The sequence below is a fragment of the Corynebacterium minutissimum genome, from assembly GCF_000805675.1.
Classification (GTDB): Bacteria; Actinomycetota; Actinomycetes; order Mycobacteriales; family Mycobacteriaceae; genus Corynebacterium; species Corynebacterium minutissimum.
In genome coordinates this window covers 1-26,655 of sequence record NZ_JSEF01000013.1, presented here as the reverse complement: position 1 = coordinate 26,655, position 26,655 = coordinate 1, and the positions used below count along the sequence as shown (strand labels likewise).

Annotated in this window: 24 protein-coding genes; all 24 read left to right on the top strand. The window is 58.5% G+C overall.

All coding sequences use genetic code 11. The features are described 5' to 3' along the window. Positions 1–69 precede the first annotated feature (69 nt). The 24 genes from uvrA to tyrS all read left to right on the top strand — a co-directional run bounded on the left by uvrA (position 70) and on the right by tyrS (position 26,246). On the top strand, positions 70–2,907 hold the full coding sequence (gene uvrA, locus NX84_RS07795) for an excinuclease ABC subunit UvrA (protein ID WP_039675598.1): 2,838 nt from the start codon (positions 70–72) through the stop codon (positions 2,905–2,907). Next, positions 2,904–3,998 carry an S-adenosylmethionine synthetase gene (locus NX84_RS07790; RefSeq protein WP_174519895.1) on the top strand — a complete coding sequence of 365 codons (1,095 nt, stop codon included), beginning with the start codon at positions 2,904–2,906 and terminating at the stop codon, positions 3,996–3,998. Before uvrA ends, NX84_RS07790 begins: the two co-directional genes overlap by 4 nt. A 266-nt stretch (positions 3,999–4,264) precedes the next feature. Then, on the top strand, positions 4,265–4,786 hold the full coding sequence (gene infC, locus NX84_RS07785; protein ID WP_082013933.1) for a translation initiation factor IF-3: 522 nt from the start codon (positions 4,265–4,267) through the stop codon (positions 4,784–4,786). Positions 4,787–4,822: 36 nt separating this feature from the next. After that, positions 4,823–5,017 carry a 50S ribosomal protein L35 gene (gene rpmI, locus NX84_RS07780; protein ID WP_039675593.1) on the top strand — a complete coding sequence of 65 codons (195 nt, stop codon included), beginning with the start codon at positions 4,823–4,825 and terminating at the stop codon, positions 5,015–5,017. A 56-nt stretch (positions 5,018–5,073) separates the two neighbouring features. Further along, positions 5,074–5,457, top strand: coding sequence for a 50S ribosomal protein L20 (gene rplT, locus NX84_RS07775; protein ID WP_039675591.1), 384 nt, complete (start codon positions 5,074–5,076; stop codon positions 5,455–5,457). A gap of 213 nt (positions 5,458–5,670) precedes the next feature. Further along, positions 5,671–6,324, top strand: coding sequence for an alkaline phosphatase (locus tag NX84_RS13180; protein WP_082711002.1), 654 nt, complete (start codon positions 5,671–5,673; stop codon positions 6,322–6,324). Between the two features lie 115 nt (positions 6,325–6,439). Then, a complete protein-coding gene (locus tag NX84_RS13175) occupies positions 6,440–7,336 on the top strand; it encodes an alkaline phosphatase (RefSeq protein WP_082711003.1) in 897 nt (298 codons plus the stop codon). 128 nt (positions 7,337–7,464) lie between these two features. Next, a complete protein-coding gene (locus NX84_RS07765) occupies positions 7,465–8,265 on the top strand; it encodes a TrmH family RNA methyltransferase (RefSeq protein WP_039675646.1) in 801 nt (266 codons plus the stop codon). A gap of 97 nt (positions 8,266–8,362) precedes the next feature. Continuing rightward, complete coding sequence (gene pheS, locus NX84_RS07760; RefSeq protein ID WP_039675589.1) at positions 8,363–9,409, top strand: phenylalanine--tRNA ligase subunit alpha; 1,047 nt, start codon at positions 8,363–8,365, stop codon at positions 9,407–9,409. 27 nt (positions 9,410–9,436) lie between these two features. Then, a complete protein-coding gene (gene pheT, locus NX84_RS07755; RefSeq protein WP_039675587.1) occupies positions 9,437–11,959 on the top strand; it encodes a phenylalanine--tRNA ligase subunit beta in 2,523 nt (840 codons plus the stop codon). 150 nt (positions 11,960–12,109) lie between these two features. Further along, positions 12,110–12,562 carry a hypothetical protein gene (locus NX84_RS07750; protein WP_039675584.1) on the top strand — a complete coding sequence of 151 codons (453 nt, stop codon included), beginning with the start codon at positions 12,110–12,112 and terminating at the stop codon, positions 12,560–12,562. Positions 12,563–12,737: 175 nt separating this feature from the next. Further along, positions 12,738–13,781, top strand: coding sequence for an N-acetyl-gamma-glutamyl-phosphate reductase (gene argC, locus NX84_RS07745; RefSeq protein WP_039675582.1), 1,044 nt, complete (start codon positions 12,738–12,740; stop codon positions 13,779–13,781). 54 nt (positions 13,782–13,835) lie between these two features. Continuing rightward, entirely contained in the window at positions 13,836–14,993 is a 1,158-nt protein-coding gene (gene argJ, locus NX84_RS07740) for a bifunctional glutamate N-acetyltransferase/amino-acid acetyltransferase ArgJ (protein ID WP_039675580.1), read from the top strand. Between the two features lie 20 nt (positions 14,994–15,013). Next, positions 15,014–15,949 carry an acetylglutamate kinase gene (gene argB, locus NX84_RS07735; RefSeq protein WP_039675578.1) on the top strand — a complete coding sequence of 312 codons (936 nt, stop codon included), beginning with the start codon at positions 15,014–15,016 and terminating at the stop codon, positions 15,947–15,949. Continuing rightward, positions 15,946–17,124, top strand: coding sequence for an acetylornithine transaminase (locus NX84_RS07730; protein WP_039675576.1), 1,179 nt, complete (start codon positions 15,946–15,948; stop codon positions 17,122–17,124). Before argB ends, NX84_RS07730 begins: the two co-directional genes overlap by 4 nt. Beyond that, the gene (gene argF / locus NX84_RS07725; RefSeq protein ID WP_039675574.1) at positions 17,121–18,038 is read left to right on the top strand and encodes an ornithine carbamoyltransferase; all 918 of its coding nucleotides are present in this window, start codon (positions 17,121–17,123) and stop codon (positions 18,036–18,038) included. Before NX84_RS07730 ends, argF begins: the two co-directional genes overlap by 4 nt. Positions 18,039–18,043: 5 nt before the next feature. Continuing rightward, positions 18,044–18,529 (top strand): arginine repressor, encoded by a 486-nt coding sequence (locus tag NX84_RS07720; RefSeq protein ID WP_039675572.1) that lies wholly within the window; start codon positions 18,044–18,046, stop codon positions 18,527–18,529. A 77-nt stretch (positions 18,530–18,606) separates the two neighbouring features. Then, positions 18,607–19,821, top strand: coding sequence for an argininosuccinate synthase (locus tag NX84_RS07715; protein ID WP_039675570.1), 1,215 nt, complete (start codon positions 18,607–18,609; stop codon positions 19,819–19,821). A gap of 27 nt (positions 19,822–19,848) precedes the next feature. Next, a complete protein-coding gene (gene argH / locus NX84_RS07710; RefSeq protein WP_052319712.1) occupies positions 19,849–21,273 on the top strand; it encodes an argininosuccinate lyase in 1,425 nt (474 codons plus the stop codon). Between the two features lie 124 nt (positions 21,274–21,397). Further along, entirely contained in the window at positions 21,398–22,525 is a 1,128-nt protein-coding gene (locus NX84_RS07705; protein WP_039675566.1) for a hypothetical protein, read from the top strand. Between the two features lie 36 nt (positions 22,526–22,561). Continuing rightward, on the top strand, positions 22,562–24,127 hold the full coding sequence (locus NX84_RS07700; protein ID WP_039675564.1) for a vWA domain-containing protein: 1,566 nt from the start codon (positions 22,562–22,564) through the stop codon (positions 24,125–24,127). A 36-nt stretch (positions 24,128–24,163) separates the two neighbouring features. After that, complete coding sequence (locus NX84_RS07695) at positions 24,164–24,757, top strand: hypothetical protein (RefSeq protein ID WP_039675562.1); 594 nt, start codon at positions 24,164–24,166, stop codon at positions 24,755–24,757. Between the two features lie 11 nt (positions 24,758–24,768). Then, positions 24,769–24,948: a Trm112 family protein gene (locus NX84_RS07690; protein ID WP_039675560.1), complete on the top strand. Its 180-nt coding sequence runs from the start codon at positions 24,769–24,771 to the stop codon at positions 24,946–24,948. Positions 24,949–24,986: 38 nt separating this feature from the next. Continuing rightward, positions 24,987–26,246 carry a tyrosine--tRNA ligase gene (tyrS, locus tag NX84_RS07685; RefSeq protein ID WP_039675558.1) on the top strand — a complete coding sequence of 420 codons (1,260 nt, stop codon included), beginning with the start codon at positions 24,987–24,989 and terminating at the stop codon, positions 26,244–26,246. Positions 26,247–26,655: the final 409 nt, after the last annotated feature.

The following is a 26,655-nucleotide window of genomic DNA, read 5'->3' as shown; positions in this document are numbered from 1 at the left end:
CCTTACGGGTAGATTCTGATCCAGAACTCCCCATAGCCAACGTTTACTTGTGTAGGAAGGCAACAATCAGTGGCTGATCGTTTGGTCGTACGAGGCGCACGCGAGCACAACCTCAAAGGCGTGGATATCGATATCCCACGCGACAAGCTCGTGGTGTTTACTGGCTTGTCGGGCTCAGGTAAGTCCTCCCTAGCCTTCGACACCATTTTTGCTGAAGGCCAGCGCCGCTACGTGGAGTCCTTGAGCTCTTATGCGCGCATGTTCTTGGGACAGATGGACAAACCGGATGTCGAGTTTATTGATGGGTTGTCCCCAGCGGTCTCCATTGACCAGAAGTCCACCAACCACAACCCGCGCTCCACCGTGGGTACGATTACGGAAATCTATGACTACCTGCGCCTGCTCTTCTCCCGCGCGGGTACCCCACACTGCCCGAAATGTGACGCGGTTATTGAGCGCCAAACCCCACAGCAAATCGTGGACGAGGTCTTGGGCCACGAAGAAAAGCTGAAGTTCCAGGTTCTGGCCCCCGTTGTGCGCCGCCGCAAAGGCGAGTTTGTGGACTTGTTCAAGGATTTGGCGGCGCAGGGCTACTCCCGCATGCGTGTTGACGGGGAGCTGCATCAGCTTAGCGATCCGCCTCAGCTCAAGAAACAAATCAAGCACGATATCGACGTTGTGGTGGACCGTCTGCAAGTCAAGGCCTCCCAGAAGCAGCGCCTTACTGACTCGGTAGAGACGGCGCTGCGGCTTGCCGACGGCCTCGTGACTCTCGATTTCGTCGACCGTGAAGAGCTGACCCACACTTACTCGGAGAAGGCCGCGTGTCCGAACGGCCACACGCTGACAGTGGAAGAATACGAGCCGCGCGCCTTTTCCTTTAACGCACCTTTCGGTTCCTGCCCGGACTGTGATGGCCTGGGCACTCGTCTTGAGGTGGACGTGGACCTGCTTATCCCAGACCCGGATGCCCCAGCGGTGGAGGCAATTCAACCGTGGACCTCGAGCCCGAATTCACGCTACTTTGTCAAGCTGGTGGAAGGTCTGGGAAAGACCCTAGGTTTCGATCCGAAGACTCCAGTTTCAGAGCTCACAAAGGAGCAGCGTCACGCACTGATTTACGGATCTGACGTTGAAGTGACGGTGCGCTACAAGAACCGCTACGGCCGCCAGCGCAACTGGTCCGCGCCTTTCGAAGGTGCCATTGGCTTCCTTGAGCGCAAATTGGAACAGACCGATTCCGAATCGCAGAAGGACCGCCTGTTGCAATACACGCGCCGGGTACCGTGCCCAACCTGTGGTGGTACCCGCCTGAAGCCGGAGATTCTCGCCGTGCGCTTGGCCTCGACCGCACACGGTGAGCAGTCCATTGCTGGTTTGAGCGCGCTGTCCATCGAGGACGCCGCTGAATTCCTCGACTCTTTGGTGCTGGGACACCGTGAGGAAATTATTGCAGGTGCTGTGCTCAAGGAGATTCAGGCGCGTCTGCGGTTCTTGCTCGACGTGGGGCTGAATTACCTCACGTTGGACCGCGGCGCCTCGACGCTTTCTGGTGGTGAGGCGCAGCGTATTCGCCTGGCTACCCAGATTGGTTCGGGCCTAGCAGGAGTGCTCTACGTGCTAGATGAGCCGTCCATTGGCCTGCATCAGCGCGATAATCAGCGTCTCATTAAGACACTGAAGCGCCTGCGCGATATCGGTAACACCCTCATCGTGGTGGAGCACGACGAGGACACAATCCGTGAAGCGGACTGGCTGGTTGACGTCGGACCCCGTGCCGGCGAGTTTGGTGGCCAGGTGGTGTACCAAGGCGAACCTGCCGGTATTGAGAAGGTGGAGGAGTCTCTCACCGGCCAGTATCTCTCCGGACAGAAAGTCCTCGCCGTACCGGATTCTCGCCGTGCGATTGACCGTGACCGCATGCTTAAGGTGGTCGGCGCGCGTGAGAATAACCTGAAGGGGATTGACGTGGAGATCCCGCTGGGCGTCCTTGTGTGCGTCACAGGTGTGTCTGGTTCGGGCAAGTCCACGGTGGTCAACCAGATTCTGGCCAAGACCCTGGCGAACAAACTGAACCGAGCCCGTCAGGTACCAGGCCGCGCCAAGCGCGTGGAAGGTACTGAGCACCTAGACAAGCTGGTGCAGGTGGACCAGAGCCCCATTGGCCGTACTCCGCGTTCCAACCCGGCAACGTATACGGGTGTCTTCGACAAGATCCGTAACCTCTTCGCTGAGACTCAAGAGGCCAAGGTCCGTGGCTACAAGCCGGGACGTTTCTCCTTCAACGTCAAGGGCGGGCGCTGCGAGGCTTGCCAGGGTGACGGCACCATCAAGATTGAGATGAACTTCTTGCCGGACGTGTACGTGCCGTGCGAGGTATGCCAGGGGGCGCGCTACAACCGTGAGACCCTCGAGGTTCTCTACAAGGGAAAGAACATCGCCGAGGTCCTCGACATGCCCATTACGGAGGCGGCCGAGTTCTTCGAACCGATCACCTCTATCCACCGCTACCTCAATACCTTGGTTGAGGTGGGTTTGGGCTATGTGCGCTTGGGACAGGCTGCCACGACCCTGTCGGGCGGTGAAGCGCAGCGTGTGAAGCTGGCCTCCGAGCTGCAAAAGCGCACGAAGGGCCGTACGGTCTACATCCTTGATGAGCCGACTACCGGTCTGCACTTCGAGGACATTCGCAAGCTCATGCTCGTTATCCAGAGTCTCGTCGACAAGGGCAATTCGGTCATCATCATTGAGCACAACCTCGATGTCATCAAGGCTGCCGACTGGATTGTCGACATGGGGCCGGAGGGTGGCTCCGGCGGCGGAACCGTCGTGGCTCAGGGCACCCCGGAAGACGTGGCCCAGGTCGAAGGTTCCTACACGGGCAGCTTCCTCAAGGAGGTTTTGTGACCTTCGAGGAAACGGAACGTGGCCGCCGCATCGGCGCCGCGCTGCTTACCGTGTGCCTTGCTGCTAGTGCGACGGTTTCCGGTTGCTCGAGACCGGAGGAGAACCCGCGAAGCGCTGAAGCAACCTCAGAGCAGCAAGCGAAAGACGTAGGGAAGGCTTCCGACTTTGATCTGAACGCTGCTTTGCGCAACGTGATCAACGAAGTCGAAAGCGAGTACAAAGAGTACGACATCCAGGCTGGTGTCGCTGTGGCCGATAGCGCTGGCGTGGTACAGGCAGGATTGCCAGGGGAGGAGCCGACGTGGTCCACGGTCAAAGTACCGATTGCCATCGCGGCGCTGCGCGACGGCGCAAGCCCTGACCTTGTGGACTTGGCCATCAAAGAGTCAGACAATGATGCTGCCTACGCGTTGTGGTCTCACGTGCAATGGAATGAGGGCGATGCCAGCAGCGCACTGAAGGAACTTCTGGGCGATTATGGCTCCACTGGTGAGCTGGAGGAGCCATTTGGATATTCGCGCTGGTTGCTCAAGGACCAAGCAGTGTTTGGTTCACACCTACCGTGCATACCGGAGGCTGAATACGTCTACGAGGCCATGGATGAGATCGTGGCGTGGCAGGACAATGGTTTGGACAAGCTACCCAACACTCGTGCCAAAGGTGGCTGGGGACTATCTGAGGAAGACAACGGCTATACGCACCGTCAGGTAGGTGTGCGCGATACCGGTAACGGCGGCTCGATTGGCCTTGCCATCGAAGTCACCATGCCCGGTGCGAGTGCAGAGAAGGCCATTCCCGCCTTAAACGTCTTGGCGGTCGGCGTGGATCGTGCCGTTACCGAGGCCCTTGATGGGGGAGCACTCACGCCTGTTAAGGAATGCGAGCCGAAGTCTGAGACTTCCGCGAGCGCTACGACGAGCAGCACAGCAACTGTAGGTGGCTCCGCCGCGACGAGTAGCACCGCTGCGACGACTAGCTCTGCCTCGACAAGAAGGACGGCGACTAGCGGGGCGCCGACCAGCTCCGCATCCGCACGTAGCACCGTTATGAGCACGCCGACACGCATGTCGACACCGCGATTTGGTTCTTAACTCTGTGGGTGTTAGTGTTGTGGGCACTACCGCCCGTAGCGCCTCCTCCAGGAGGTACTTGGGCCGCAAGCGGAGTTTCTCCCACCCGAAGCCGCGTTGCACAAGTGATTACACTCTGTGTGAGCGCAGGATAAAGGTAAAAGAGTAGGCACCACGTTGGTGGTGCGTGCTTGTTAGAGACTCCCGGTTGCCAGTGGCACCCGGGATTTATTCGTTTGTGGCCACGGTAGGCGCACTACTAGCCCCCACAATCGAGGAGAACCACAATCAGCGCTGAAGCTCGCATTAATGAGCGCATCCGAGTACCCGAGGTCCGTCTTGTTGGCCCCGGTGGTGAACAGGTGGGCATCGTCCGCACTGACGATGCTCGCAAGCTCGCATACGAAGCCGACCTTGACTTGGTCGAGGTGGCACCGAACGCGAAGCCGCCCGTAGCCAAAATCATGGATTACGGCAAGTTTAAGTACGAGCAGGCCCAGAAGGCCCGCGAGTCCCGTAAGAACCAGCAGCAAACTGTGGTGAAGGAACAGAAGTTCCGTCCGAAGATTGATGATCACGATTACGAGACCAAAAAGGGCAACGTGGTGCGCTTCCTGGAGAAGGGTTCCAAGGTCAAGGTGACCATCATGTTCCGTGGCCGCGAGCAATCGCGTCCGGAACTTGGTTTCCGCCTGCTGGAGCGTTTGGCTGACGACGTCGCAGAGATCGGCGTTGTGGAGTCGCGCCCCAAGCAGGATGGTCGCAACATGACCATGGTCCTGGGACCTGTCCGCAAAGGCAAGAAGTAGACCACGCTCCACTTAGGATTTAAGGATTTAATTCTCATGAAGCAGAAGACTCACAAGGGCACCGCCAAGCGCATCAAGGTGACCGGCTCCGGCAAGCTGCGCCGCGAGCAGGCTAACCGCCGCCACCTCCTCGAGGGCAAGCCGTCCAAGCGTACCCGTCGCCTGAAGGGCACCGAGGACGTTGCCAAGGCAGACACCAAGCGCATCAAGCGCCTCCTCGGCCGCGCATAGTCAGCGCGGAACTCCCCATCCCCACACACTCACAATCAAGATAAGGAAGTATTACTGTGGCACGAGTAAAGCGCTCAGTTAACGCCAAGAAGAAGCGCCGCGCGATTCTGAAGTCCGCCAAGGGCTACCGTGGCCAGCGTTCCCGCCTCTACCGCAAGGCTAAGGAGCAGTGGCTGCACTCCATGACTTACGCTTACCGCGACCGTCGCGCCCGTAAGTCTGAGTTCCGCAAGCTGTGGATCCAGCGCATCAACGCTGCTGCTCGTATGAACGACATCACCTACAACCGCCTCATCCACGGCCTGCGCCTGGCTGAGATCGAGGTCGACCGCAAGATGCTCGCCGAGCTCGCTGTCAACGACTTCGAGGCTTTCTCCGCTCTGTGTGAGGCTGCTAAGGCCGCACTGCCGGAGGACGTCAACGCTCCGAAGGCTGCCTAAGCACCTAGCGTAGAAGCGTTATCGAGCCCACCGCTCCCATTGTCTGGAGGCGGTGGGCTTTGTGCGTTGTATGGAGAGCCCCTCAGTGGGGCCGGGGTAGTTTCCTATTTATTAATCTCTTATAAATAGTCAAGACGCTGGGCGGTCATAAACAAAAACTAGTGTGTCGTGTGTTCATTGTCCTCCTATATTTCACAAGGAAATCTTTCACTGATGACACTCTCGCGTCTTGCCACCGCCGCCGTGGCTGTTGTTACTACTGCGTCCGTCGCATCCTTGGGCGTTAGCCCTGCGTGTGCCGAGGAAAGCACACACAGTGGTCCCAAGAACATCATCTACATGATCGGTGATGGTATGGGCTACGGCCACTTGGCACTCACCAACCTCTATGAAACGGGCCAATCCAAGTACCTCGTTGACGGCGCCTTTGGTGACGAAAATCTGAAGGAAATGGATGGCGACCCCGTCCAGTCCTACGAAGAATTCAACCGCTTGTCTATGGCGACCTTCCCGATGGGAGGCTCTTATGACCCGGAGCAGGCCTGGAAGACCCACGAGTACGTCATGGAAGGCAAGATTTCGGATTCAGCTGCGGCCGGTAGCGCTATGGCTACTGGTGTGAAGACAAACAATGGAGTCCTTGGCATGTCGCACTACGGCATGAAGGAAGAAAACATGTCCGAGCGCGCCAAGAAGCAGGGGAAGTCTGCTGGTGTTGTCTCCTCGGTCGCCTACTCTGAGGCCACACCTGCTGCATGGGCAGCACACAACATGGACCGCGACAAGTTGCAGGACATCACCAAGGAGATGTTGGACAGCGACCTCGACCTCGTGATGGCGGCCGGCCACCCTTTTCTACAACAATGACCACGAGAAACTTGATACTCCCGACTACGGCTTCATCTACGAGGATGATTACGCCAAGCTCTCTGAGGGCAAGCTGGACTGGAACTACTTCGAATCCAACGATGACTTCAAGAGCATGGCCGAAGGCGATGTTGAACCAGACAAGAAATACTGGGGCATCGCGCAGGTAGGTTCTACCCTTCAGAATTCCCGCACGGGCGAGGCAGAGGCACCTTATTCTGATGAGCTCAACGATGTCGTTGATCTCCCCACCATGACCACTGGTGCTCTTAATGCCCTGGGCCAAGACGAGGATGGCTTCTCTGTCATGATTGAGGGCGGCGCCATCGACTGGGCCGGTCACGGCAACAACCCAGTCCGCGATATCGAAGAGACTCAGGATTTCAACAAGGCTGTTGATGCGGCCATCGAATGGGTAGAGAAGAACTCCTCCTGGGAAGACACCTTGCTCATCGTGACTGCTGACCATGAGACGGGCTACCTTTCCGGTGCCAATGAGGTGCCGACGGAGAAGAACCCTGAGGCTGATAACAAGTTCAACGCTATGGCAGGTGCCAAGGATGAGGTGGCGCGTCACGGCTGGTACTCCGGTCAGCACACTAACCAGCTCGTCCCGTTCTTCTTCAAGGGCGCGGGTGCGGAGGACATCAAGGCGCATGCGGCTGGAACTGACCCGGTGCGTGGCGACTTCATTGACAACACCACGGTGGCCAATCTGGTCTTTGATCAGTGGTGGACCAACGACGTCGCCTCACCGAGTGAGGATTCCACAACTGAGAAGTCTCCTCAGCCGGCACCGTCTGAAGACAACAAGCCCTCCGAGCCCTCCAAGGAGCCAAAGCCGGGGAAGGACGCTGGAAGCAGCAAGAACTTCGGTGCCGGTGTTGCCACGGGTATGGGCATCCTTGCCGCTGTTGTAGCCGCACTCGCTGCGTTTGCACAGCAGGCAGGACTGGTTAACGTCAACGTGAAAGCGCTGACTGACCTTGCACAGCGTGTTGGACTGCGTTAAGTCGCACGAGTGAGTGAGGGGGACGGTGCTTGGCGCCGTCCCCCTCACTGTTACCCGCAGCTAGCGCGCAGTCAACGTGAGTGGAGGATAACTTTTCAATGCCAAGGCCGGTGGGTACCGTCAAAGCTATGGAACTAGATTTCTCGTCTGCGTTTACTGAACGCACCCCACGCGTGGTCAACGCCGCCAAACTACACCGCGCAGCCAACCGAAGGAAGGCTGATCGTTTCATCATTGAAGGCGAAAACGCTGTGGACGCAGCCGTATCTACGGGGGCGGCGACGGATGTCTTCGTGACGGAGAAAGCTGCAGAACGCTTCGCACACATCGTGACCACCTGCAGCTACATGGATGTCTACGTGCACGCGATTACTGACAAGGCCGCGAAACACCTCTCGGATACGGCGACGAGCACTGGACTCTTTGCAGTGTGCCGCCCAGTTCTGTGGACCGCCGGCAAGATTCTGGCGGGAAAGCCGAAGCTGGTATCTGTCCCGGTGCTAACCTCCGAGCCCGGCAACGCGGGAACTCTGATCAGAACGTCTGATGCGATGGGCGCTGACGGAGTTATCTTCGCCGGTGAAACCGTAGATCCCTTAGGCTGCAAGGTAGCGCGCGCTTCAGCAGGTTTGCTCTTCCACATTCCTGTAGCCCGTGACCCCAACATCAAGGACGTGCTAGGCAAGCTTCGTGCCTCCGGCATGCAGGTGTTGGCGACGGCTGCTGATGGCGAGGTTGACCTAGCCGATGCAGACCTGTCACAGCCCACGGCGTGGCTGTTTGGCAACGAAGCGCATGGTTTGGGGGATCTCAAGGATGAGGCGGACATGCGCGTGCGCATTCCCATCCTCGGCCGCGCCGAGTCTTTGAACCTCGCTACGGCAGCCAGCATCTGCCTCTACGAGTCCGCCAAGCAGCAGTCCAACTAGCCCCGTCAGCGCAGGAGGGCTGGTGGGCACACCTGTCAGGCTGCACGGTAAGATAGCTCCCGTTAGTTTTCGTGCGAGAAGAAGGTAATTTAGGCACGTGTCCGACACACCTCAGATCGAATTGACCGAAGAGGCCCTCGAGGCAGCCGCGCAGAAGGCCATTGCGGCCTTTGAAGCTGCACATGACCTTGAGGAGCTCACCGCCGCCCGCCGCGAGCACCTCGGTGACAGTGGCTATATCCCGCAGGCCCGTCAGTCCTTGGGGCAACTTCCCAAGGATCAGCGCAAAGATGCCGGCCGCGCGGTAAACATGGCACGCGGCAAGGTCGAGAAATCCTTTGCGCAGATTCGGGAAGTCCTCGAGCAGCAGGCCCGCGCCGCCCAGCTCAAGGCGGAGAAGGTTGACGTCACGATTCCGACGACCCGCGCGCAGACCGGTGCACTCCACCCCATTACCGCGTTGTCCGAGCGCATTGCCGACATTTTCGTGGGCATGGGTTGGGAAATCGCTGACGGCCCTGAGGTGGAAGCTGAGTACTTCAATTTCGACGCCCTAAACTTCAAGCCGGACCACCCAGCTCGTACACTGCAGGACACCTTCCACGTGGGCCAGGAAGGTTCTAAGCAGGTGCTGCGCACGCACACCTCTCCGGTGCAGGTACGGACCATGTTGGAGCGCGATGTACCTCTCTACATCGCTTGCCCCGGCCGTGTCTTCCGCACCGACGAGCTGGATGCTACCCACACTCCGGTCTTCCACCAGGTAGAGGGCCTTGCCGTAGATAAAGGCCTAACTATGGCGCACTTGCGCGGCACCCTCGAGCACTTGGCTAAGGTCCTCTTTGGCCCGGACACCACCACTCGCATGCGCGTGAACTACTTCCCGTTCACTGAGCCCTCCGCTGAGGTTGACGTGTGGTTCCCCAACAAGAAGGGTGGCGCCGGCTGGATTGAGTGGGGCGGCTGCGGCATGGTCAACCCCAACGTGTTGCGCGCCGTTGGCATCGACCCTGAGGAGCACACCGGCTTCGCTTTCGGCATGGGCCTGGAGCGTACACTGCAGTTCCGTAATGGCTTGACCGATATGCGCGACATGGTCGAAGGTGATGTCCGCTTCACCCTGCCCTTCGGCGTGCAGGCATAAGAACCCAGAAAGGATAGAGAAGAAACAATGCTTATTTCCCAAGACTGGGTCACCCGCATCCTGGGCTCCGCAAATTCTGGTTGGACCGTGTCCTCTGAGGATCTCGATTCCGGTTTTGTCCGCGTGGGCTTTGAAACCGAAGGTTACGAGGCGCTCCCGGAGACCACTGGTCCGCTTGTCATTGGCCAAGTTGTCGAGATTGAAGAACTTACCCAGTTCAAGAAACCAATCCGCTACTGCCAGGTAAATGTTGGCCAGGCCAACGGCACTGGTGAGCTGCAGGGCATTATTTGTGGCGCCCGCAATTTCCGCCTCAACGACTATGTTGTGGTCTCGCTGCCGGGAGCCGAGCTGCCGGGCGGCTTTAAGATTGCCGCACGTGAAACCTATGACCACATTTCGAACGGCATGATGTGCTCCGCCGCCGAGCTCGGTTTCGGCCCTAAGGCTGATGGCATCATCGTCCTGGGTGATGAAGTTGCAGACAAGGTAGGGGAGGACGCCCGCCCGATCATTGGTTTGGAAGACACTGCCTTCGACGTCAACATCACCCCGGACCGCGGTTATGCGCTCTCCGCCCGTGGCCTTACCCGTGAAATTGCCTCGGCCTTCGATCTCACCTTCCCGGACGTGGCTCAGGACCCGAGCGTGGCCGGTGTTGATACCTCGGCAGTTCCGGAGGTACAGGGCACGCTTATCGACGTTGACCTGCGCGACGAGACCAAGGCCCAGCGTTTTGGCCTGCGCAAGGTTTCAGGCATCGATCCGACCGCACGCACCCCGTTCTGGATGGAGCGTGAGCTCATGTTGTCTGGTCAGCGCAGTGTCAACGTTGCCACCGATGTCACTAACTACGTCATGCTGCTCCTTGGCGCCCCGATGCATGCCTTCGACGCCAACGTCGTGAGCGGCGATCTTGTGGTCCGCAATGCCGCGGAAGGGGAGAAATTCGAAACACTTGACCACGTCAAGCGCGAGCTGTCTGCCGGTGATGTGGTCATCTGCGATGACAACGGCATCCAGTCCTTGGCTGGTGTTATGGGTGGTACGACCTCCGAAATCTCCGATGAGACCACGGACGTTTACTTCGAAGCCGCTATCTGGGATCCGATTACTGTGGCTCGTACGTCGCGCCGCCACAAGCTGTCGTCGGAGGCCTCCCGCCGCTTCGAACGTGGTGTTGACCCGGCCATCGTGGAAATTGCCCTCGACGTGGCCTGTGCGCTGCTTCAGCAGATCGCAGGTGGCACTATCGAAGCTGGCCGTACACTCGTGGGGGACATCGCCAAGCGTGAGCCCATTAGCCTGCGCACCACCAAGCCCAGCGAGTACGCCGGTGTGGAGTACTCCCGCGAGACCGTCGTGGCGCGTCTCAAGGAGGTTGGCTGCTTTGTTGACGATAACGGTGAGACCCTCGAGGTCACCCCGGCGACGTGGCGCACTGATATCAGCATGGACGTGGACCTCATCGAAGAGGTTCTGCGTCTCGAAGGTTTGGAGGATATTCCCACCGTTCTTCCTACCCCGGCAGGTGGTCGCGGATTAACCCCAGCGCAAAAGCGCCGCCGCGCCATCGGCCACGGCCTGGCATATGCGGGTTATGCCGAAGTGCTGCCGTCGCCGTTCATCGCCAACGACACCTTTGATACGTGGGGCCTAGACAAGGACGATGCTCGCCGTCGGACCGTTGCGGTGCAGAACCCGCTGGAAGCAGACAAGGCAGTGCTGTCCACAACTCTGCTTCCCAACATGCTGGAAGCCATCGCCCGCAACGTCGCCCGTGGCCGTCACGACCTTGCGCTCTTCGGTCTCCAACAGGTGGCCTTTAAGCGCGCAGAAGCCTCACCGATGCCGTCGGTCGAATCCCGTCCATCTGATGAGGACGTAGCTGAGCTGCTTGACTCCTTGCCGGAGCAACCGCTGCACGTGGCTACCGTGGCTACCGGCAACATCGAGCACGAGGGCCCATGGGGAGCGGGACGTGCCTACAGCTATGCCGATGCCATTGAGTCTGCCCGTCAGGTGGCGCGTGCCGCTGGTATCGATGTCACCGTGATGGCAGCGGAGCAGCTGCCGTGGCACCCGGGCCGCTGTGCGGCCATCGTGGTGACCGGACAAGACGGTGAAGAGACCATCGTGGGCTACGCCGGTGAGCTGCACCCGCAGGTCCTTGAGGCGCTTGAGCTTCCGGCACGCACCTGTGCCATGGAGCTTGATGTCACCGCATTGCCTCTGGATGAGAAGTTCCCAGCACCGGTATTGTCTGCGTTCCCGGCGCTACACCAGGACATTGCTCTGGTCGTAGACGAGGAGACCCCTGCTGAGCAGGTTCGCCTTGTGGTTGAAGAGGGTGCTGGTGAGCTTCTGGAATCTGTGGAGCTCTTTGATGTCTTCCGTGGCGAGCAGCTCGGTGAGGGCAAGAAGTCCCTGGCGTTCCAGCTGCTCTTCCGTGCCGGTGACCGCACGCTAACGGATGATGAGGTTAACGAGCACCGTCTTGCCGCTGCGGAGCTGGCGAAGCAACGCTTGGGTGCGGAGATGCGCGCCTAACGCGAGGCCTGAGCTGCTGGTACGAGGCAGTCGGGAGAATCGCAGGGGACACGGTTAGTTGGGGAGCGATCCCCTTCCGGTGGCGCAGGTGTGGTCTGCGCCATAACCTGGGTGGCACAGCGTTTCCACACCGAAAGGATTATCCTCACTATGCGATTCATTTCTCGTCTTGCCGCTACTGCGGCAATCGGCAGTGCTTTGGCTGTGGCGCCATTGGCCTCAGCCAACCCCACGCACGGTTTCTCAAACGCCGACGGCACAGTAACCTGCGACGCCACCAACATTGACGGCACCTACATCAGCTGCCTTTCCTCTGGTGCACGAGCCACCCGCCCAGAGTGCAACCCGCCGAACGAGTTGGTTCCACAGTTCAGCTACTACGCCGGCCGTTCCCATGCCGGCTGCTGGAACCAAGGCATGGTGGCTGAGCAGTTTAAGCACCTGCAGCCAGGCCAGATTCACCAGTTCAACGAGGTGACCGTTGTGGCCGATAATCAGGGTGGCCTGCACTTTGTGGGTCCAAAGGGCTACCTGGGCTACGCCGGCAAGAAGGCTGTTTCGGGACCAGAAGGTATGGGTTCCATCTCTTCCCGCGCCCTCTAGCCCTCCTTATTCATTCCTTCTTTTTATACCTCCTTCCTTTCCTTCACTAACACCCGGGAAAATCCACGCTCAAAGTGGGGATTTCCGGGTGTTGGTGATTTTAAGATGAGGTAAAGAGGGAATTCCCTCCCTGAATAACATACGGTCCACTGCATTATTTGCTAGGGTGGGCTCCATGACTATTTCAGTAGCAATCGCAGGAGCCACAGGGTACGCAGGCGGCGAAATCCTCCGCCTGTTGCTCTCTCACCCGGCCTATCTGTCCGGCGAGCTGCGTATCGGCTCACTCACCGGACATTCCAACGCCGGACAACGAGTATCTGAACTTATGCCGCATCTGCCGCAGTTGGCGGATCGTGTCATTGAGGACACCACACCGACCAATCTTGCCGGCCACGACATTGTTTTTCTCGGTCTGCCTCATGGTCACTCAGCAGAGATTGGTCGGCAGCTAGGGGAGTCTGTCACTGTGATTGACTGTGCGGCAGATTTCCGGCTGCGCAATAAGGCTGATTGGGATGCCTACTATGGCGGGGACTATGCCGGCTCATGGCCTTATGGAATTCCGGAGGTTCCCGGCAACCGTGAGAAACTTCAGGGCAGCAACCGGGTTGCCGTGCCGGGGTGTTTTCCCACTGCGATAACCCTGGGCGCCTTGCCGGCAGTGGCGAAGGAGCTCATCGAACCAGAGCTTTCCACAATTGCCATCACGGGCGTTTCCGGAGCAGGTAAGAAGGCGTCAGTAGCCCAGCTGGGAGCGGAAACCATGGGCAACCTCAAAGCCTATAAACCAGGTGGTACCCACCGTCATACACCCGAGGTGGTCCAGAACCTGCAACCTTTTACCGACGACACTGTGTCGGTGAGCTTCACTCCCGTCCTCGCCCCGTTGCCTCGTGGCATCTTGGCAACGATCACTGCGCCGCTCAAGGGGGACGTCGATAAGCACAGCGCCAATGAGGTCTTCCGCGACTTCTACGCTGACGAGCCATTCTGTCACGTGTTAGACGAAGGAAAACAGCCGGAAACGCAGAACGTGGTCGGCACCAACATGGTTCATATCCAGGCGCACGTGGATGAGAATGCTCAGCGCCTGATTATTACCGCTGCGCTGGACAACCTATGCAAAGGCACTGCGGGTGCGGCCGTGCAGTGCATGAACCTGACCCTGGGATGGGAAGAAATCCTCGGTCTCCCGCAAGCTGCCGTGGCACCTTAAGCCCTTCCGCAAAGACTCGACTACTACCTCTCACGTAACCAAGGAGACACACTGATGATTACCGCCCCCGCTGGTTTCATTGCTGGAGCAACAATTGCTGGAATTAAGCCTTCCGGCAAGCCTGATATGGCGCTCGTTATTAACCAGGGTCCCAATTTCGATGCTGCGGCCGTGTTTACCCGAAACCGCGTGGTTGCTTCACCCGTGAAGCTTTCCCGTGAGGCGGTGGCGAGTGGTCAACTGCAGGCGGTCATCTATAACTCGGGAAATGCTAATGCCTGCAACGGCGTGCAGGGCGATAAGGATGCTGCGGCCATGGTGGCGGCGGTATCCGAACGAACTGCTATCCCGGCGGCTGACATCGCTGCATGTTCGACGGGGCTGATTGGTGAAGTGCTGCCGATGGACAAGGCTCTGGCTGGTATTGACGATGTGGCGGGCAACCTCGGTGCGGATAAGGCACATGGGCACGCAGCCGCGGAGGCCATCATGACGACCGATACGGTGGTTAAGGAAGCAACCTTTTCCGGCACCGGCTGGAGCATAGGTGCGATGGGCAAAGGCGTGGGCATGATGGCGCCGTCTCTCGCCACCATGTTGGTGTGCCTGACTACCGACGCTGCCGCGAGCCCGCAAGCCCTACAGTCAGCGCTGCGCAAGGCATGTGACCTGACCTTTAATACGCTGGATGTGGATGGTTCGACCTCGACCAATGACACGGTCATCATTATGGCTTCGGGTGCATCGGGAGTGGAGCCCAGCCAGGAGGAATTGGATGCTGCGGTTTTGGCTGTGTGTTCCGATATTGCGGATCAACTGCAGGCCGATGCCGAAGGCGTGACCAAGCGCGTCAAGATCACGGTGGAAGGCACAGCTAACGACGAACAAGCACTCAACGCGGCGCGCACCTTGGGACGCGACAACCTTTTCAAGTGCGCCATGTTCGGCTCTGATCCGAACTGGGGCCGCGTACTTGCAGCAGTTGGCATGGCAGACGCCGACATGGATCCAGACAATATTTCGGTGTTCTTCAACGAACAGGCGGTGTGTCTTGGGTCCACCGGTGCGCCCGGTGCCCGCGACGTGGACCTCTCCGGCGCAGATATTGATGTCCGCGTGGATCTCGGCACTGGCGGCCCAGGTTCGGCCTTTGTACGGACGACTGACCTTTCCCATGATTACGTACAGATCAACTCCGCGTACAGCTCGTAGCGGCCTGAAGAGGAGGAGTGATGATTCCAGGATTAACAAGTGCGGACCGCGCCACTGTGCTTGCAGAAGCACTACCGTGGCTGCAGCATTACCGCGACAAGATTGTCGTGGTGAAGTACGGCGGTAACGCCATGGTGGACGAATCCCTGAAAGCAGCCTTTGCCGCTGACATGGTATTCCTACGTACCGTCGGTGCGAAGCCTGTTGTGGTGCACGGCGGTGGTCCGCAGATCAATGAGATGCTGGGCAAGCTGGGCATTGAAGGCGAATTCAAAGGTGGGTTCAGGGTCACTACACCAGAAATCATGGACGTGGTGCGCATGGTGCTCTTTGGCCAAGTGGGGCGCGGCCTAGTCAACCTCATCAACTCCCATGGTCCCTATGCCGTGGGCACGTCCGGTGAGGATGCAGGATTATTTAGTGCGCGCAAGCGCCTCGTGGACGTCGATGGCGTGCCGACCGACATCGGAATGGTGGGCGAGATCGTGGACGTTAACCCCGAAGCCGTCAAGGACATTATCGAAGCCGGGCGGATACCGGTGGTCTCCACCATTGCGCCCGGTCAAGATGGCGAAGTCTACAACATCAATGCAGACATCGCGGCGGGTGCCTTAGCCACAGCATTGGGCGCGGAGCGCCTCGTCATCCTCACCAACGTGGAAGGGTTGTATACCGACTGGCCCAACCGCGATTCACTGGTGTCCAAGATTGAAGTTGAGAAACTCAAAGCGCTGCTGCCGGGGCTGGATTCAGGAATGATTCCCAAGATGGAGTCCTGCCTGATGGCGGTCGAGGGCGGTGTTAATGCCTCCCATGTCATCGACGGACGCATTGCCCACGCCGTGCTTCTGGAGCTGCTCACCATGGGCGGTATCGGAACGATGGTGTTGCCGAATGAGTACAAACGCGAGGATTACCCCGAGGGAACGGTCTTTAGGAAGGACGATACACAGTGACCGAGCACAGGAAACTCACTGAACGGTGGGGCGAGGTTCTGAGCAACACCTATGGCACTCCGCCGGTAGCCTTGGTATCCGGTCGCGGCTCCACAGTCACTGATGAGGACGGCAAGGACTATATCGATCTGCTGGCGGGCATCGCGGTGAGCTCCTTGGGCTATGCCCACCCCGCTGTCGTGGAAGCAGTAAGCACACAAGTAGCCACCCTAGGGCATGTCTCCAATCTTTTTGCCAGCCCTCCCGTGGTCGAAACGGCCACCAAGCTGCTCGACAAGGTGGGGGATAGCGATGCCCGCGTGTTCTTTTCTAACTCAGGCGCTGAGGCAAACGAAGCAGCCTTTAAGCTCGCACGCCTGACAGGGCGCCGCCGCATTCTCGCGGCGCACCACGGCTTTCATGGCCGCACAATGGGATCGCTGGCCATGACTGGTCAGCCGGGCAAGCGCAAGGCCTTTGAACCTTTTCCGGGCGGGGTGGAGTTCTACACCTATGGTGATATTGACTACCTCACTACGTTGGTAGAGCAAGACCCAGAGAACACTGCCGCCATCATCCTGGAGCCTGTACAAGGAGAGACCGGCGTGATTCCGGCACCTGAAGGCTTTCTGACTGCTGTGCGAGAGCTGTGCGACCAGCACGGCATCCTCATGATCGTCGATGAGGTGCAGACTGGTGTGGGGCGTACCGGAGACTTCTTTGCTTTCCAGCACGAAGACGTCCTCCCCGATGTCATCACTATGGCCAAGGGCCTGGGCGCTGGTATGCCGATTGGCGCCACGATTTCACGTGGTCAAGCACAGGGGCTGTTTAGCCCTGGAAGTCACGGAACCACCTTTGGAGGAAACCCGGTGTCCTGCGCGGCGGCGTCGGCGGTACTGGACTGCGTCGATGAATCCTTCCTCGCTGAGGTCACGCGAAAGGGCCAGTGGTTGGCCCGCGAGGTAGGAAACTCCCCAGTGGTCTCCTCTGTGCGAGGTCGAGGGCTTATGCTAGGTGTTGTATTAAATAAACCGGTAGCGAAGGAGGCTGTGGCCGTGGGATTGCACCACGGTCTCATCCTCAACGCACCAAGCAGCGATGTCGTGCGTTTGACCCCGCCGCTGGTGATTACTGATGACGAACTCGCGCAGGCAGTTGAACGCCTGCATAAGGTATTGGAGGAAGTTGGATGAGTCCACGCCATTTCTTGGCTGATGACGACCTCACACCGCAGGAGCAGGCCGAGGTTCTTGACCTCGCTCTGAAACTCAAGCAGGACCCCTTTTCCGCGCGCCCGCTTGAAGGGCCGAAGTCGGTAGCGGTGCTGTTTGACAAGACGTCGACCCGCACGCGCTTTTCCTTCGAGGCGGGTATCGCCGCATTGGGTGGCCACGCTATCGTCACCGAAACCAAGTCCACCCAAATGGGTAAAGGTGAGACCTACCAGGATACCGCTGCGGTGCTTTCTCGTTTCGTGGAGGCCATTGTGTGGCGGACCTACGAGCATCAGAATCTGCTCGATATGGCGGAAACCGCCACTGTTCCCATCGTGAATGCTCTCTCTGATGACCTGCATCCGTGCCAGATCCTGGCGGACTTGGTGACCTGCCGCGAGAACTTCGGGAAGCTAGCCGGCCGCAAGGCCGTGTACTTGGGTGATGGTAATAACAACATGGCGAATTCCTACATGCTCGGCTTCGCCACTGCCGGCATGGAGATGGTCATCATTGCTCCTGAAGGTTTCCAGCCGCAGCAGAAGTTTGTTGACCGCGCACGCCAGCGCGGTGACGTAACGGTGACGGATTCCCTCGCGGCGTTGGAAGGCGCTGACGTGGTCATTACGGATACGTGGGTATCGATGGGGCAGGAGGATGACGGCAAGGATCGCCGGACCCCGTTCTTGCCGTACCAGGTCAACGCTGAGGCTATGGCCCGCGCCAAGGATGACGCCATCTTCTTGCACTGCCTGCCGGCGTATCGCGGAAACGAAGTGACTGCGGAAGTCATTGATGGCCCCCAGTCCCGTGTCTTCGATGAGGCGGAAAACCGCCTTCATGCCCAGAAGGCGCTGTTGGTATGGCTTCTGGCGCATCAGGAGGAGAACTAAAACCTATGACCACCACGCCCACGACTCGCAATGCGCGCCAAGCCAAGATTTTGGAGATTCTGGACCGTACCCGGGTGACCAGTCAGGTGCAGCTCTCAGAGCTGCTTCTTGACGAAGGCATTGATATTACCCAAGCCACCCTGTCCCGCGACCTCGATGAATTGGGCGCCAAGAAGGTCAAACGGGATGGCGGCCGCTCCTTTTATGTCGTGGGCGGAGAATTGGAACAATTCGAAGACCAGCTCAATGGCCCGCGAGAAAAGTTGCGTCGCATGCTCGACGAACTGGTGGTCTCCCATGACTACTCCGGGAATATTGCGATGCTGCGGACGCCGGCTGGTGCGGCGCAGTACCTTGCTTCGTTTATTGATCGCGTGGGTTTGCCCGATGTTGTGGGCTGTATTGCCGGCGATGACACCATCTTTATCCTCGCGCGTGAGGACGTAGGGGGTCGCGAGCTGGCGGAGAAACTCACCAACCGCAGCATTTAACATTTATACGAACGTCTGTATAATATAAATTCGATCGACGTGATCGCACCCTGTATGACTCTAAGGAGTAACTCACTATGACTGCACGTGTTGTGCTTGCCTACTCTGGCGGACTGGATACTTCCGTTGCCATCCCTTACCTGGCCAAGATGACCGGTGGTGAGGTCATTGCCGTGTCACTCGACTTGGGTCAGGGCGGCGAGGATATGGAGTCCGTGCGCCAGCGTGCTCTCGACTGCGGTGCTGTCGAATCCATCGTCGTTGACGCCAAGGACGAGTTCGCCGAAGAGTACTGCCTGCCTACTATCAAGGCCAACGGTATGTACATGAAGCAGTACCCGCTGGTGTCTGCCATCTCTCGTCCTCTCATTGTCAAGCACCTCGTGGAGGCTGCACAGGAGCACGGCGGTACGCACGTCTCCCACGGCTGCACCGGTAAGGGCAACGATCAGGTCCGCTTTGAGGTGTCTTTCCGCGCACTCGACCCGGCTCTGGAGATCATCGCGCCCGCCCGTGACTACGCCTGGACCCGTGATAAGGCTATTGCCTTCGCAGAGGAAATTGACCTGCCCATCGAGCAGTCCGCTGCCTCCCCGTTCTCCATTGACCAGAACGTGTGGGGCCGTGCGGTGGAAACTGGCTTCCTGGAGGATCTGTGGAACCCGCCGACAAAGGACCTCTACGCCTATACTGAGCAGCCGGATCTGGGCAACGCTCCGGATGAGGTCACCATTACCTTTGACAAGGGTGTCCCGACTGCCATCGACGGCAAGCCAGTCACCGTGCTTGAAGCCATTGAGGAGCTCAACCGCCGTGCGGGTGCCCAGGGCATCGGCCGCCTTGACATGGTGGAAGACCGCCTCGTGGGTATTAAGTCCCGCGAGGTCTACGAGGCCCCAGGCGCCATGGTGCTCATCAAGGCTCACGAGGCTCTCGAAGACGTCACTGTCGAGCGCGAGCTGGCTCGCTACAAGCGCCTGACGGACGCCCGCTGGTCTGAGGAGGTCTACGACGGCCTGTGGTTCTCCCCGCTCAAGCGCTCCCTCGATGCCTTTACCGAGTCCACCCAGGAGAACGTGACCGGCGATATCCGCATGGTTCTCCATGCTGGTACTGCAACCGTGAACGGTCGCCGCTCCGGCCAGTCTCTGTACTCTTTCGACCTGGCCACCTACGACACGGGCGATACCTTTGACCAGACCGCTGCCAAGGGCTTTGTCCAGCTGCACGGCCTGTCCACTCAGATCTCCAACCAGCGTGACCGCGACGGCGGTTTTCCCACCGGCAAGTAACCACACCTAATCCAAGGTAAAGAAACAATGCACAAGACCAATGAGGGTGCCCTGTGGGGCGGCCGCTTCTCTGGCGGCCCCTCTGAGGCGATGTTCGCCCTGTCCGTATCTACCCACTTCGACTGGGTTCTTGCCCCGTATGACGTGTTAGCTTCCAAGGCTCATGCCAAGGTGCTGCATAAAGCCGGGCTGCTTTCCGACGCTGACCTGGACACCATGCTCAGCGGCCTCACCGAGCTAGGGGAGAAGGTGGCCTCGGGCGAATTCGGCCCGCTGCCTACCGACGAGGATGTCCACGGCGCTATGGAGCGCGGGCTTATCGACATCGTTGGTCCCGAGGTTGGCGGCCGCCTTCGCGCCGGTCGCTCCCGCAACGATCAAGTGGCAACGTTGTTCCGCATGTGGGTCCGTGACGCTGTGCGCGATACCGCCCTTCAGGTCGCTGACTTAGTCGATGCGCTCGTTAGCCAGGCGGAGGCGCATCCGGATGCCATTATGCCGGGCAAGACACACTCCCAGGCAGCACAGCCGATTCTTCTTGCACACTCGCTGCTTGCTCATGCCCAGCCACTGCTACGCGATATTGAGCGCCTGCAGGACTTGGACAAGCGCTTGGCTGTCTCGCCATATGGCTCCGGCGCGCTGGCGGGGTCCTCGCTGCACTTGGACCCTGAGGCCATTGCGGAGGAACTAGGCTTCGATGCGTCGGCCGAGAACTCTCTCGACGGCACTGCCTCCCGCGACTTCGCGTCGGAGACTGCCTTCGTCCTTACCCAGATTGCCGTAGACATGTCTCGCCTTTCGGAGGAGATTATCTACTGGTGCACCCCGGAGTACGGCTACGTCACTTTGGATGATGCTTGGTCGACGGGGTCGTCGATTATGCCGCAAAAGAAGAACCCGGATGTTCCGGAACTGACCCGCGGCAAGACCGGCCGGCTCATTGGTAACCTCACCGGTTTGCTGTCCACACTCAAGGCGCAGCCGCTGGCCTACAACCGTGACCTGCAAGAAGACAAGGAACCCATCGTGGATTCCGTGGCGCAGCTTAACCTTCTCCTTCCGGCCATGACGGGACTCGTGGCCACGCTGACGTTCCACGAGGACCGTATGCGTGAGCTGGCCCCGCGCGGTTTTACCTTGGCTACCGACTTGGCTGAGTGGATGGTGCGCCAGGGTGTGCCTTTCCGTGAAGCTCACGAGGCTTCCGGCGCCTGCGTCCAGCTGGCGGAAGCCCGTGGCGTGGATTTGGTGGATCTCACGGATGAGGAGCTGCAGGGCGTCGACAAGCGCCTGCTCCCCGAAGTCCGCGAGGTGCTCACCATTGATGGGGCAGTGGCATCGCGGGCTACCAAGGGCGGCACCGCCGGTGTGCGTGTAGCCGAACAGCGCGAGCGCGTCAAGGAGCTCTCCGCTGAAGCACGTGAGTGGGCGACAACTCCACTGCGATAGGCACAACAGCTTCTGCAACCGCATGGTCCTTGTGGCCATGCGGTTCTTGTGTTGGGGGACTGTTGTGGGGGTGAGTGCGTGTGAAGTTCAGCGGTGGTGCCCGCCACTCCTTATGATTTAGGTCATGAGCAGTCCATCGTCGAAAGGACGCAGCAAGTCTTTCGTGGCCGCCGTGGTTTTCCTGGTGATTGCTGTGGCATCAATCGTCATCGGCCGTGGGGGATTCTCGCTGCCGCGATTTGGTACCTCTGGGGACGTGCAGCACATTACGGGCGCCATTAGCCCGGAGCAGGAGGTCTACTTCAAGGACCCAGACACCATTAAGGCCCTCGAGAAGCACGATATTGAGCTTGAATTGGATGTGTATCCAGCGCAGAAGATGATGGGGCTTATTGATGGCTCAGGCAAACAGTATGACTTCTATATGCCGGAGCTCGATGGAGCAGCTCGTACCCTTGAAGTCTGGGACGTGAATTCGGCAAACTCTAAGCCGGACGGACCCTCGAAGGAGGTCTTTTCCACTCCGATTATTGCACTCGTGCATAGCGACCTCGTCGAGGACATGAAGGCGCACGACCTTGTGAAGGATACCGGCGGCCAGAAGTCGTTGAACCTGTACACACTCGTAGAGATGTCCCAGAACGGAACCCGGTGGCGGGATATTAGCCCATCCTTTGGGTCACCCCGAGTGGTGGACGTAGCGGTACCTCGGATAACCGAGTCTAATGCGGCGCTGCGCTATGCCAGTGTGGTGCGTTTGGCGGGTATGGCAGTGGCCGCACAAGAGCATGGTAAGGGAGACACCGCACGGCTGGACGAGCTAGCTCAGGAGAGCATGCATCGACTTATCGCGGACCAAGGCTACGGCGAGACCACGTCCCAGGGAATGCTTGATGCTTTCTTGCGTGTGGACAAAGGGGAGATGCCGATGGTGCTGACGACTGAGGAACAGTATCTGCGCCAAGTTAGCGGTGGCAAAGACATGTCGAAGTACACGCCGTTGCTGTTGAGCCCGCCGGCGTCGCTTATCAGCACGGTGGTTCCTCGCACGGAGAAGGGTGCTGTGCTTGCTGATGCACTGGGGGATGACAAGGCGCAGGAGGCGGCGGCCCAGCTGGGCCTGAGGACAAAGACAGCCAGATTCTTTGCCCAATTTGCCGAGAAACAGGACTATGACATTCCCGTGATAGTCAATGAGGACAGTCCTAAAATGTGGGATTATTATGAGGAAATCCTGCAGGAATTCGGATAGCTACCGGCAGTGACATCATCAGGAAGGTTGATGCGAATGTTTCGCCCAGTAAAAGTGCTGATTGCTGTGATGAGCGCGATGGCATTGACAGCATGCGGTATGGGGGATTTGCTCGACGATCCATTAACGCCAGGATCCGGTTCTTCCTTTAACGGCGATCTCAGCATCGTAGCGGCAACGGAGTTGAAGCCTTTGGAGCCGGTGCTTGATGACGCCTCCCGGGACCTCGGCTTCGACATCTCCATGACGACCGAAGACGGCACCCTTGCCAATTCCCGCACGCTGAAGCAGGGCGGGTTCGATGGCTCCTACGATGCCACGTGGTTTGCCACAAACCGCTATGCGCGCATCATTGGCGCCGACAGCAAACTGGGCAAGGAATTCAGTGTCGCGCGTTCCCCAGTTGTTCTTGGCGTGCAGTCTTCCGTGGCCAACGAGAAAGGCTGGACCACCACGCAACCAACATGGCAGGACATCGCAGATTCTGGCATCACCTTCGGAATGACTGATCCGACGACGTCCAATTCAGGCTTTTCCGCGCTGTCTGCGGCGACAACGGCCTTTGCTGATACCGGCCGGGCTCTTTCAGAAAAGGACATCCGCCAGGCCACGGGCAAAGTGCAGAAGCTCTTTAGTAACCAGACTTTGACATCGGGATCCTCAGGCTGGTTGGCGGATCGTTTCCGCGAACATCCAGAGCAAGCAGACGCGATTTTCAACTATGAGTCCGTGCTGTACCAGCTGAAAGATGAAGGCGCCGACCTCGAGGTGGTTATTCCTTCCGATGGCGTCATCTCTGCCGATTATCCTTTGTCTGCTCTAGCTAGCTCGAAAAATAACGACGCCGAAGGAAAGGTGCAGGCGCTAGCTGAATGGTTCGGTGAGCACCCAGAAAAGCTCAAGGATTACCACCTGCGAGTCGATGATTCGGACCTACCCGGCACAGTCTTTGAGCTGCCCTATCCGGCGAACGAGAAGACTGTGGACGCCCTTGGTGACGCGTTTGCTCACGAACTGCGAAACCCCGGTAATACCGCCTTGGTTCTCGATACTTCGGGTTCGATGGAAGGTGAGCGCATCGACCTGCTGAAGAGCAGCTTGCGCCCGCTTATCGACGGATCCGCTGACGGTTCCCCAGATGGCGAAGGCCAAGTAGCCTTCCGAAACCGAGAACAGATCAAGCTCATCCCGTATTCGTCCGAGCCCCAACAACCCACGCGCGCACGGGTAGACAAGGACAACCCCGCGACGACCAAGGAGCTGGCTGACCGCGTCGACCGTCTCGTTGCCGATGGCGATACCGCCACGTTCGAGGCTGTACTCAATGCGTTTGACGAGGTAGACACCGCCAATGGTGATATTGGAACCGTGGTCCTCATGACGGACGGGGAAGTCACGCGCGGGCGTACATTCGCCCAGTTTAAGAACGATTACGAGCAGCTTCCTCCGGAGAAGCAGGAGATTCCTGTCTTTGTCATCTTGTATGGTGAAGCCAATATCCAGGAGATGCAAGAACTGGCAGAACTCACCGGCGGCAAGACATTCGATGCGCTCAACGGCGATCTTGCCGCGGCCTTCGAAGAGATTCGCGCCTACCAGTAGACCCACTCCGCCTAGTCCCAGGAGGATCTCAATCTCATGAACGCCCTTAACTCACGCAAAATCGTCGTCGGTGTTGTGGTGACCGCACTTGTCGTGGTCCTGCATGTTCTCACCGGTGGTGGCTTGGGCTTTCTCTGGCCAGTTGTGGCCGTCTGCTCCGGTGCGGCAGCAGGACTGGTAACGCACCCGAAGCAGACAAAGGCTATCGAAGCTCCAAAATCGGGGCCGGGGGAGCTCACCAGTACGTTGGAGGGAGTTCGGTATGCATTGGGGCGTCGCCAAGTACCAGGCCCCGTGCAACGCGCGTGGGAATCGTTTGATGATTCGGCGCTGTGGGTGCTGAACAACTGGCGCCGACTCAATGACGCGCCACACCAGCAAGCGCTGGTGCGGGACATGATCGAAGAGCACTCCACAGAGCTGGTCAAGTCCTACCTTGAGGTAACGGATTTGAAGAACCCGGCAGCGGTGAAAGAGATGAGCGAATCGCTCGACATTCTCGCGCGGGAAATGCGGGAGATTCGCGACGCCATCTCACAAAACTCGGTACGCAACCTACGCAACCATTCCATGGCGCTCAAACTCGAGTATGGCGGGATACTTCCCTCCGTCGAATCTAAGGAGGTGTAGGGTTAGCGGTTATGAGTCTCGATCCGAAGCTGCTTGACATACTGGTGTGTCCGCAGGATAAAGGTCCGCTGAACTATCTGGCCGAAGAACAGGTCTTGGTGAACGAACGCCTTGGCGTGGCCTATCCCATTGAGAACGACATTCCTGTCATGCTGGTAGACCACGCAACCCCGTGGCCGACCGAAAAGTAACGCTTAAGAGCACCGAATTTAATTCCAAAGGAGACTTCATGAACATTATTGATGAGCTGCAGTGGCGCGGACTTATCAACCAGTCCACCGACCTTGACGCACTCCGCGAGGCCTGCCAAGAACCCATTACCCTATACTGCGGTTTTGACCCCACCGGCGATTCTCTGCACGCCGGACACCTCGTTCCGATGATCATGCTGCGCCGCTTCCAGGAAGCTGGCCACCATCCCATTGCCTTGGCAGGCGGTGCAACGGGTCAGATTGGTGACCCGCGTGATGTGGGGGAGCGTTCCATGCTCTCGCAGGAGACCATTAACGAGAACATGGTCGCTATCAAGAAGCAGCTGCGCCAGTTCATTAACTTCGAGGGCGAGAACGCTGCGACCATGGTCAACAATGCTGACTGGACTTCGCAGATGTCCGTCATTGACTTTCTGCGTGACGTAGGCAAGAACTTCTCGCTCAACACCATGCTGGACCGCGATACGGTTAAGCGCCGCTTGGAGTCTGACGGCATCTCCTACACCGAGTTCTCCTACATGCTCTTGCAGTCCAATGACTACGTGCACCTCCACAATGAGCTTGATTGTGTCTTGCAGATTGGTGGTGGTGATCAGTGGGGCAACATCGTCTCGGGCGTTGACCTTAACCGTCGCGTCAATGGTGCCAAGGTTCACGGTCTCACTGTTCCGCTCGTGACTGATGCGCAGGGCCAGAAGTTTGGTAAATCCACCGGTGGCGGCAAGCTATGGCTGGACCCAGAGAAGACTTCCCCGTACTCTTGGTACCAGTACTTCCTCAACGCTGGCGACTCCGTTGTCGTTGATTACCTGCGTTGGTTTACTTTCTTGAGTCAAGAAGAGATTGCTGAGTACGAGCAGAAAGTTGCCGATGAACCTTTCCGCCGTGAAGCTCAGCGCCGTCTTGCCCAAGAGATGACCAACCTTGTTCACGGCGAAGAGGCTACGAAGTCGGTCGAGCTCGCTGCACAAGCACTCTTCGGCAAGGCGGAGCTTGCTGACCTCGATGAACAGACTTTGGCCGGTGCGTTGTCGGAAACTACCGTGGCCGAGATTGCTCCCGGGGAACCGCGTACCATCATCGACTTGTTGGTCGCTGCTGGCCTGGCCGATTCCAAGGGTGCTGCACGCCGAACGGTGAAAGAGGGCGGCGCTTATGTCAACAACCAGCGCATTGAAACTGATGACTGGGAGCCAACCGAGGACGATCTACTTCACGGTGCGTGGCTGGTTCTTCGCCGTGGCAAGAAGAACTTTGCCGGTGCCAAGCTTGGTTAACTAGCGCGAGTAGATAGTCGCGCCTCTTTATGCAGGCCTGCTTTCTCATGACCCGCTGCTTTTCGCGGCGGGTTTTATCGTTTTAGACACGACCTCCCATCGGGAGGTTCCTCGAGTGAGCTCCCAACGCCAGATATGTACGCAACGACGTACGCCCAAAAGCGGTGTTGAGCTGGAGATTTGTCGAAAGATGTAGGTGTGCGTATATTTATCCCAGTCGCCGCGACAAGCGGATGACGCGGAGATGAACTCCTAGTTGACAAAGAATAAACTTGTTAGCTAGAGTATGAACTCCAGCCGCTCAGAGCAGTGAATTTAACCTTTCACCTGCGAAGAACGTGCGGATGATGTGTGAGAACTCAATAGTGTGCCAATGTACTTTTTTGTGTTGGTTGATTGTAATCATTGT

Coding starts and splice junctions, on each gene's coding strand:
- pheT (WP_039675587.1), top strand. CDS start 9,437: ATGCTTATTTCCCAAGACTGGGTCACCCGCATCCTGGGCTCCGCAAAT.
- argB (WP_039675578.1), top strand. CDS start 15,014: ATGATTCCAGGATTAACAAGTGCGGACCGCGCCACTGTGCTTGCAGAA.
- NX84_RS07715 (WP_039675570.1), top strand. CDS start 18,607: ATGACTGCACGTGTTGTGCTTGCCTACTCTGGCGGACTGGATACTTCC.
- NX84_RS07720 (WP_039675572.1), top strand. CDS start 18,044: ATGACCACCACGCCCACGACTCGCAATGCGCGCCAAGCCAAGATTTTG.
- argC (WP_039675582.1), top strand. CDS start 12,738: ATGACTATTTCAGTAGCAATCGCAGGAGCCACAGGGTACGCAGGCGGC.
- NX84_RS07750 (WP_039675584.1), top strand. CDS start 12,110: ATGCGATTCATTTCTCGTCTTGCCGCTACTGCGGCAATCGGCAGTGCT.
- tyrS (WP_039675558.1), top strand. CDS start 24,987: ATGAACATTATTGATGAGCTGCAGTGGCGCGGACTTATCAACCAGTCC.
- NX84_RS07700 (WP_039675564.1), top strand. CDS start 22,562: ATGTTTCGCCCAGTAAAAGTGCTGATTGCTGTGATGAGCGCGATGGCA.
- NX84_RS07690 (WP_039675560.1), top strand. CDS start 24,769: ATGAGTCTCGATCCGAAGCTGCTTGACATACTGGTGTGTCCGCAGGAT.
- rpmI (WP_039675593.1), top strand. CDS start 4,823: ATGAAGCAGAAGACTCACAAGGGCACCGCCAAGCGCATCAAGGTGACC.
- NX84_RS07705 (WP_039675566.1), top strand. CDS start 21,398: ATGAGCAGTCCATCGTCGAAAGGACGCAGCAAGTCTTTCGTGGCCGCC.
- NX84_RS07765 (WP_039675646.1), top strand. CDS start 7,465: ATGGAACTAGATTTCTCGTCTGCGTTTACTGAACGCACCCCACGCGTG.
- argH (WP_052319712.1), top strand. CDS start 19,849: ATGCACAAGACCAATGAGGGTGCCCTGTGGGGCGGCCGCTTCTCTGGC.
- argJ (WP_039675580.1), top strand. CDS start 13,836: ATGATTACCGCCCCCGCTGGTTTCATTGCTGGAGCAACAATTGCTGGA.
- NX84_RS07695 (WP_039675562.1), top strand. CDS start 24,164: ATGAACGCCCTTAACTCACGCAAAATCGTCGTCGGTGTTGTGGTGACC.
- argF (WP_039675574.1), top strand. CDS start 17,121: ATGAGTCCACGCCATTTCTTGGCTGATGACGACCTCACACCGCAGGAG.
- NX84_RS13180 (WP_082711002.1), top strand. CDS start 5,671: ATGACACTCTCGCGTCTTGCCACCGCCGCCGTGGCTGTTGTTACTACT.
- NX84_RS13175 (WP_082711003.1), top strand. CDS start 6,440: ATGGCCGAAGGCGATGTTGAACCAGACAAGAAATACTGGGGCATCGCG.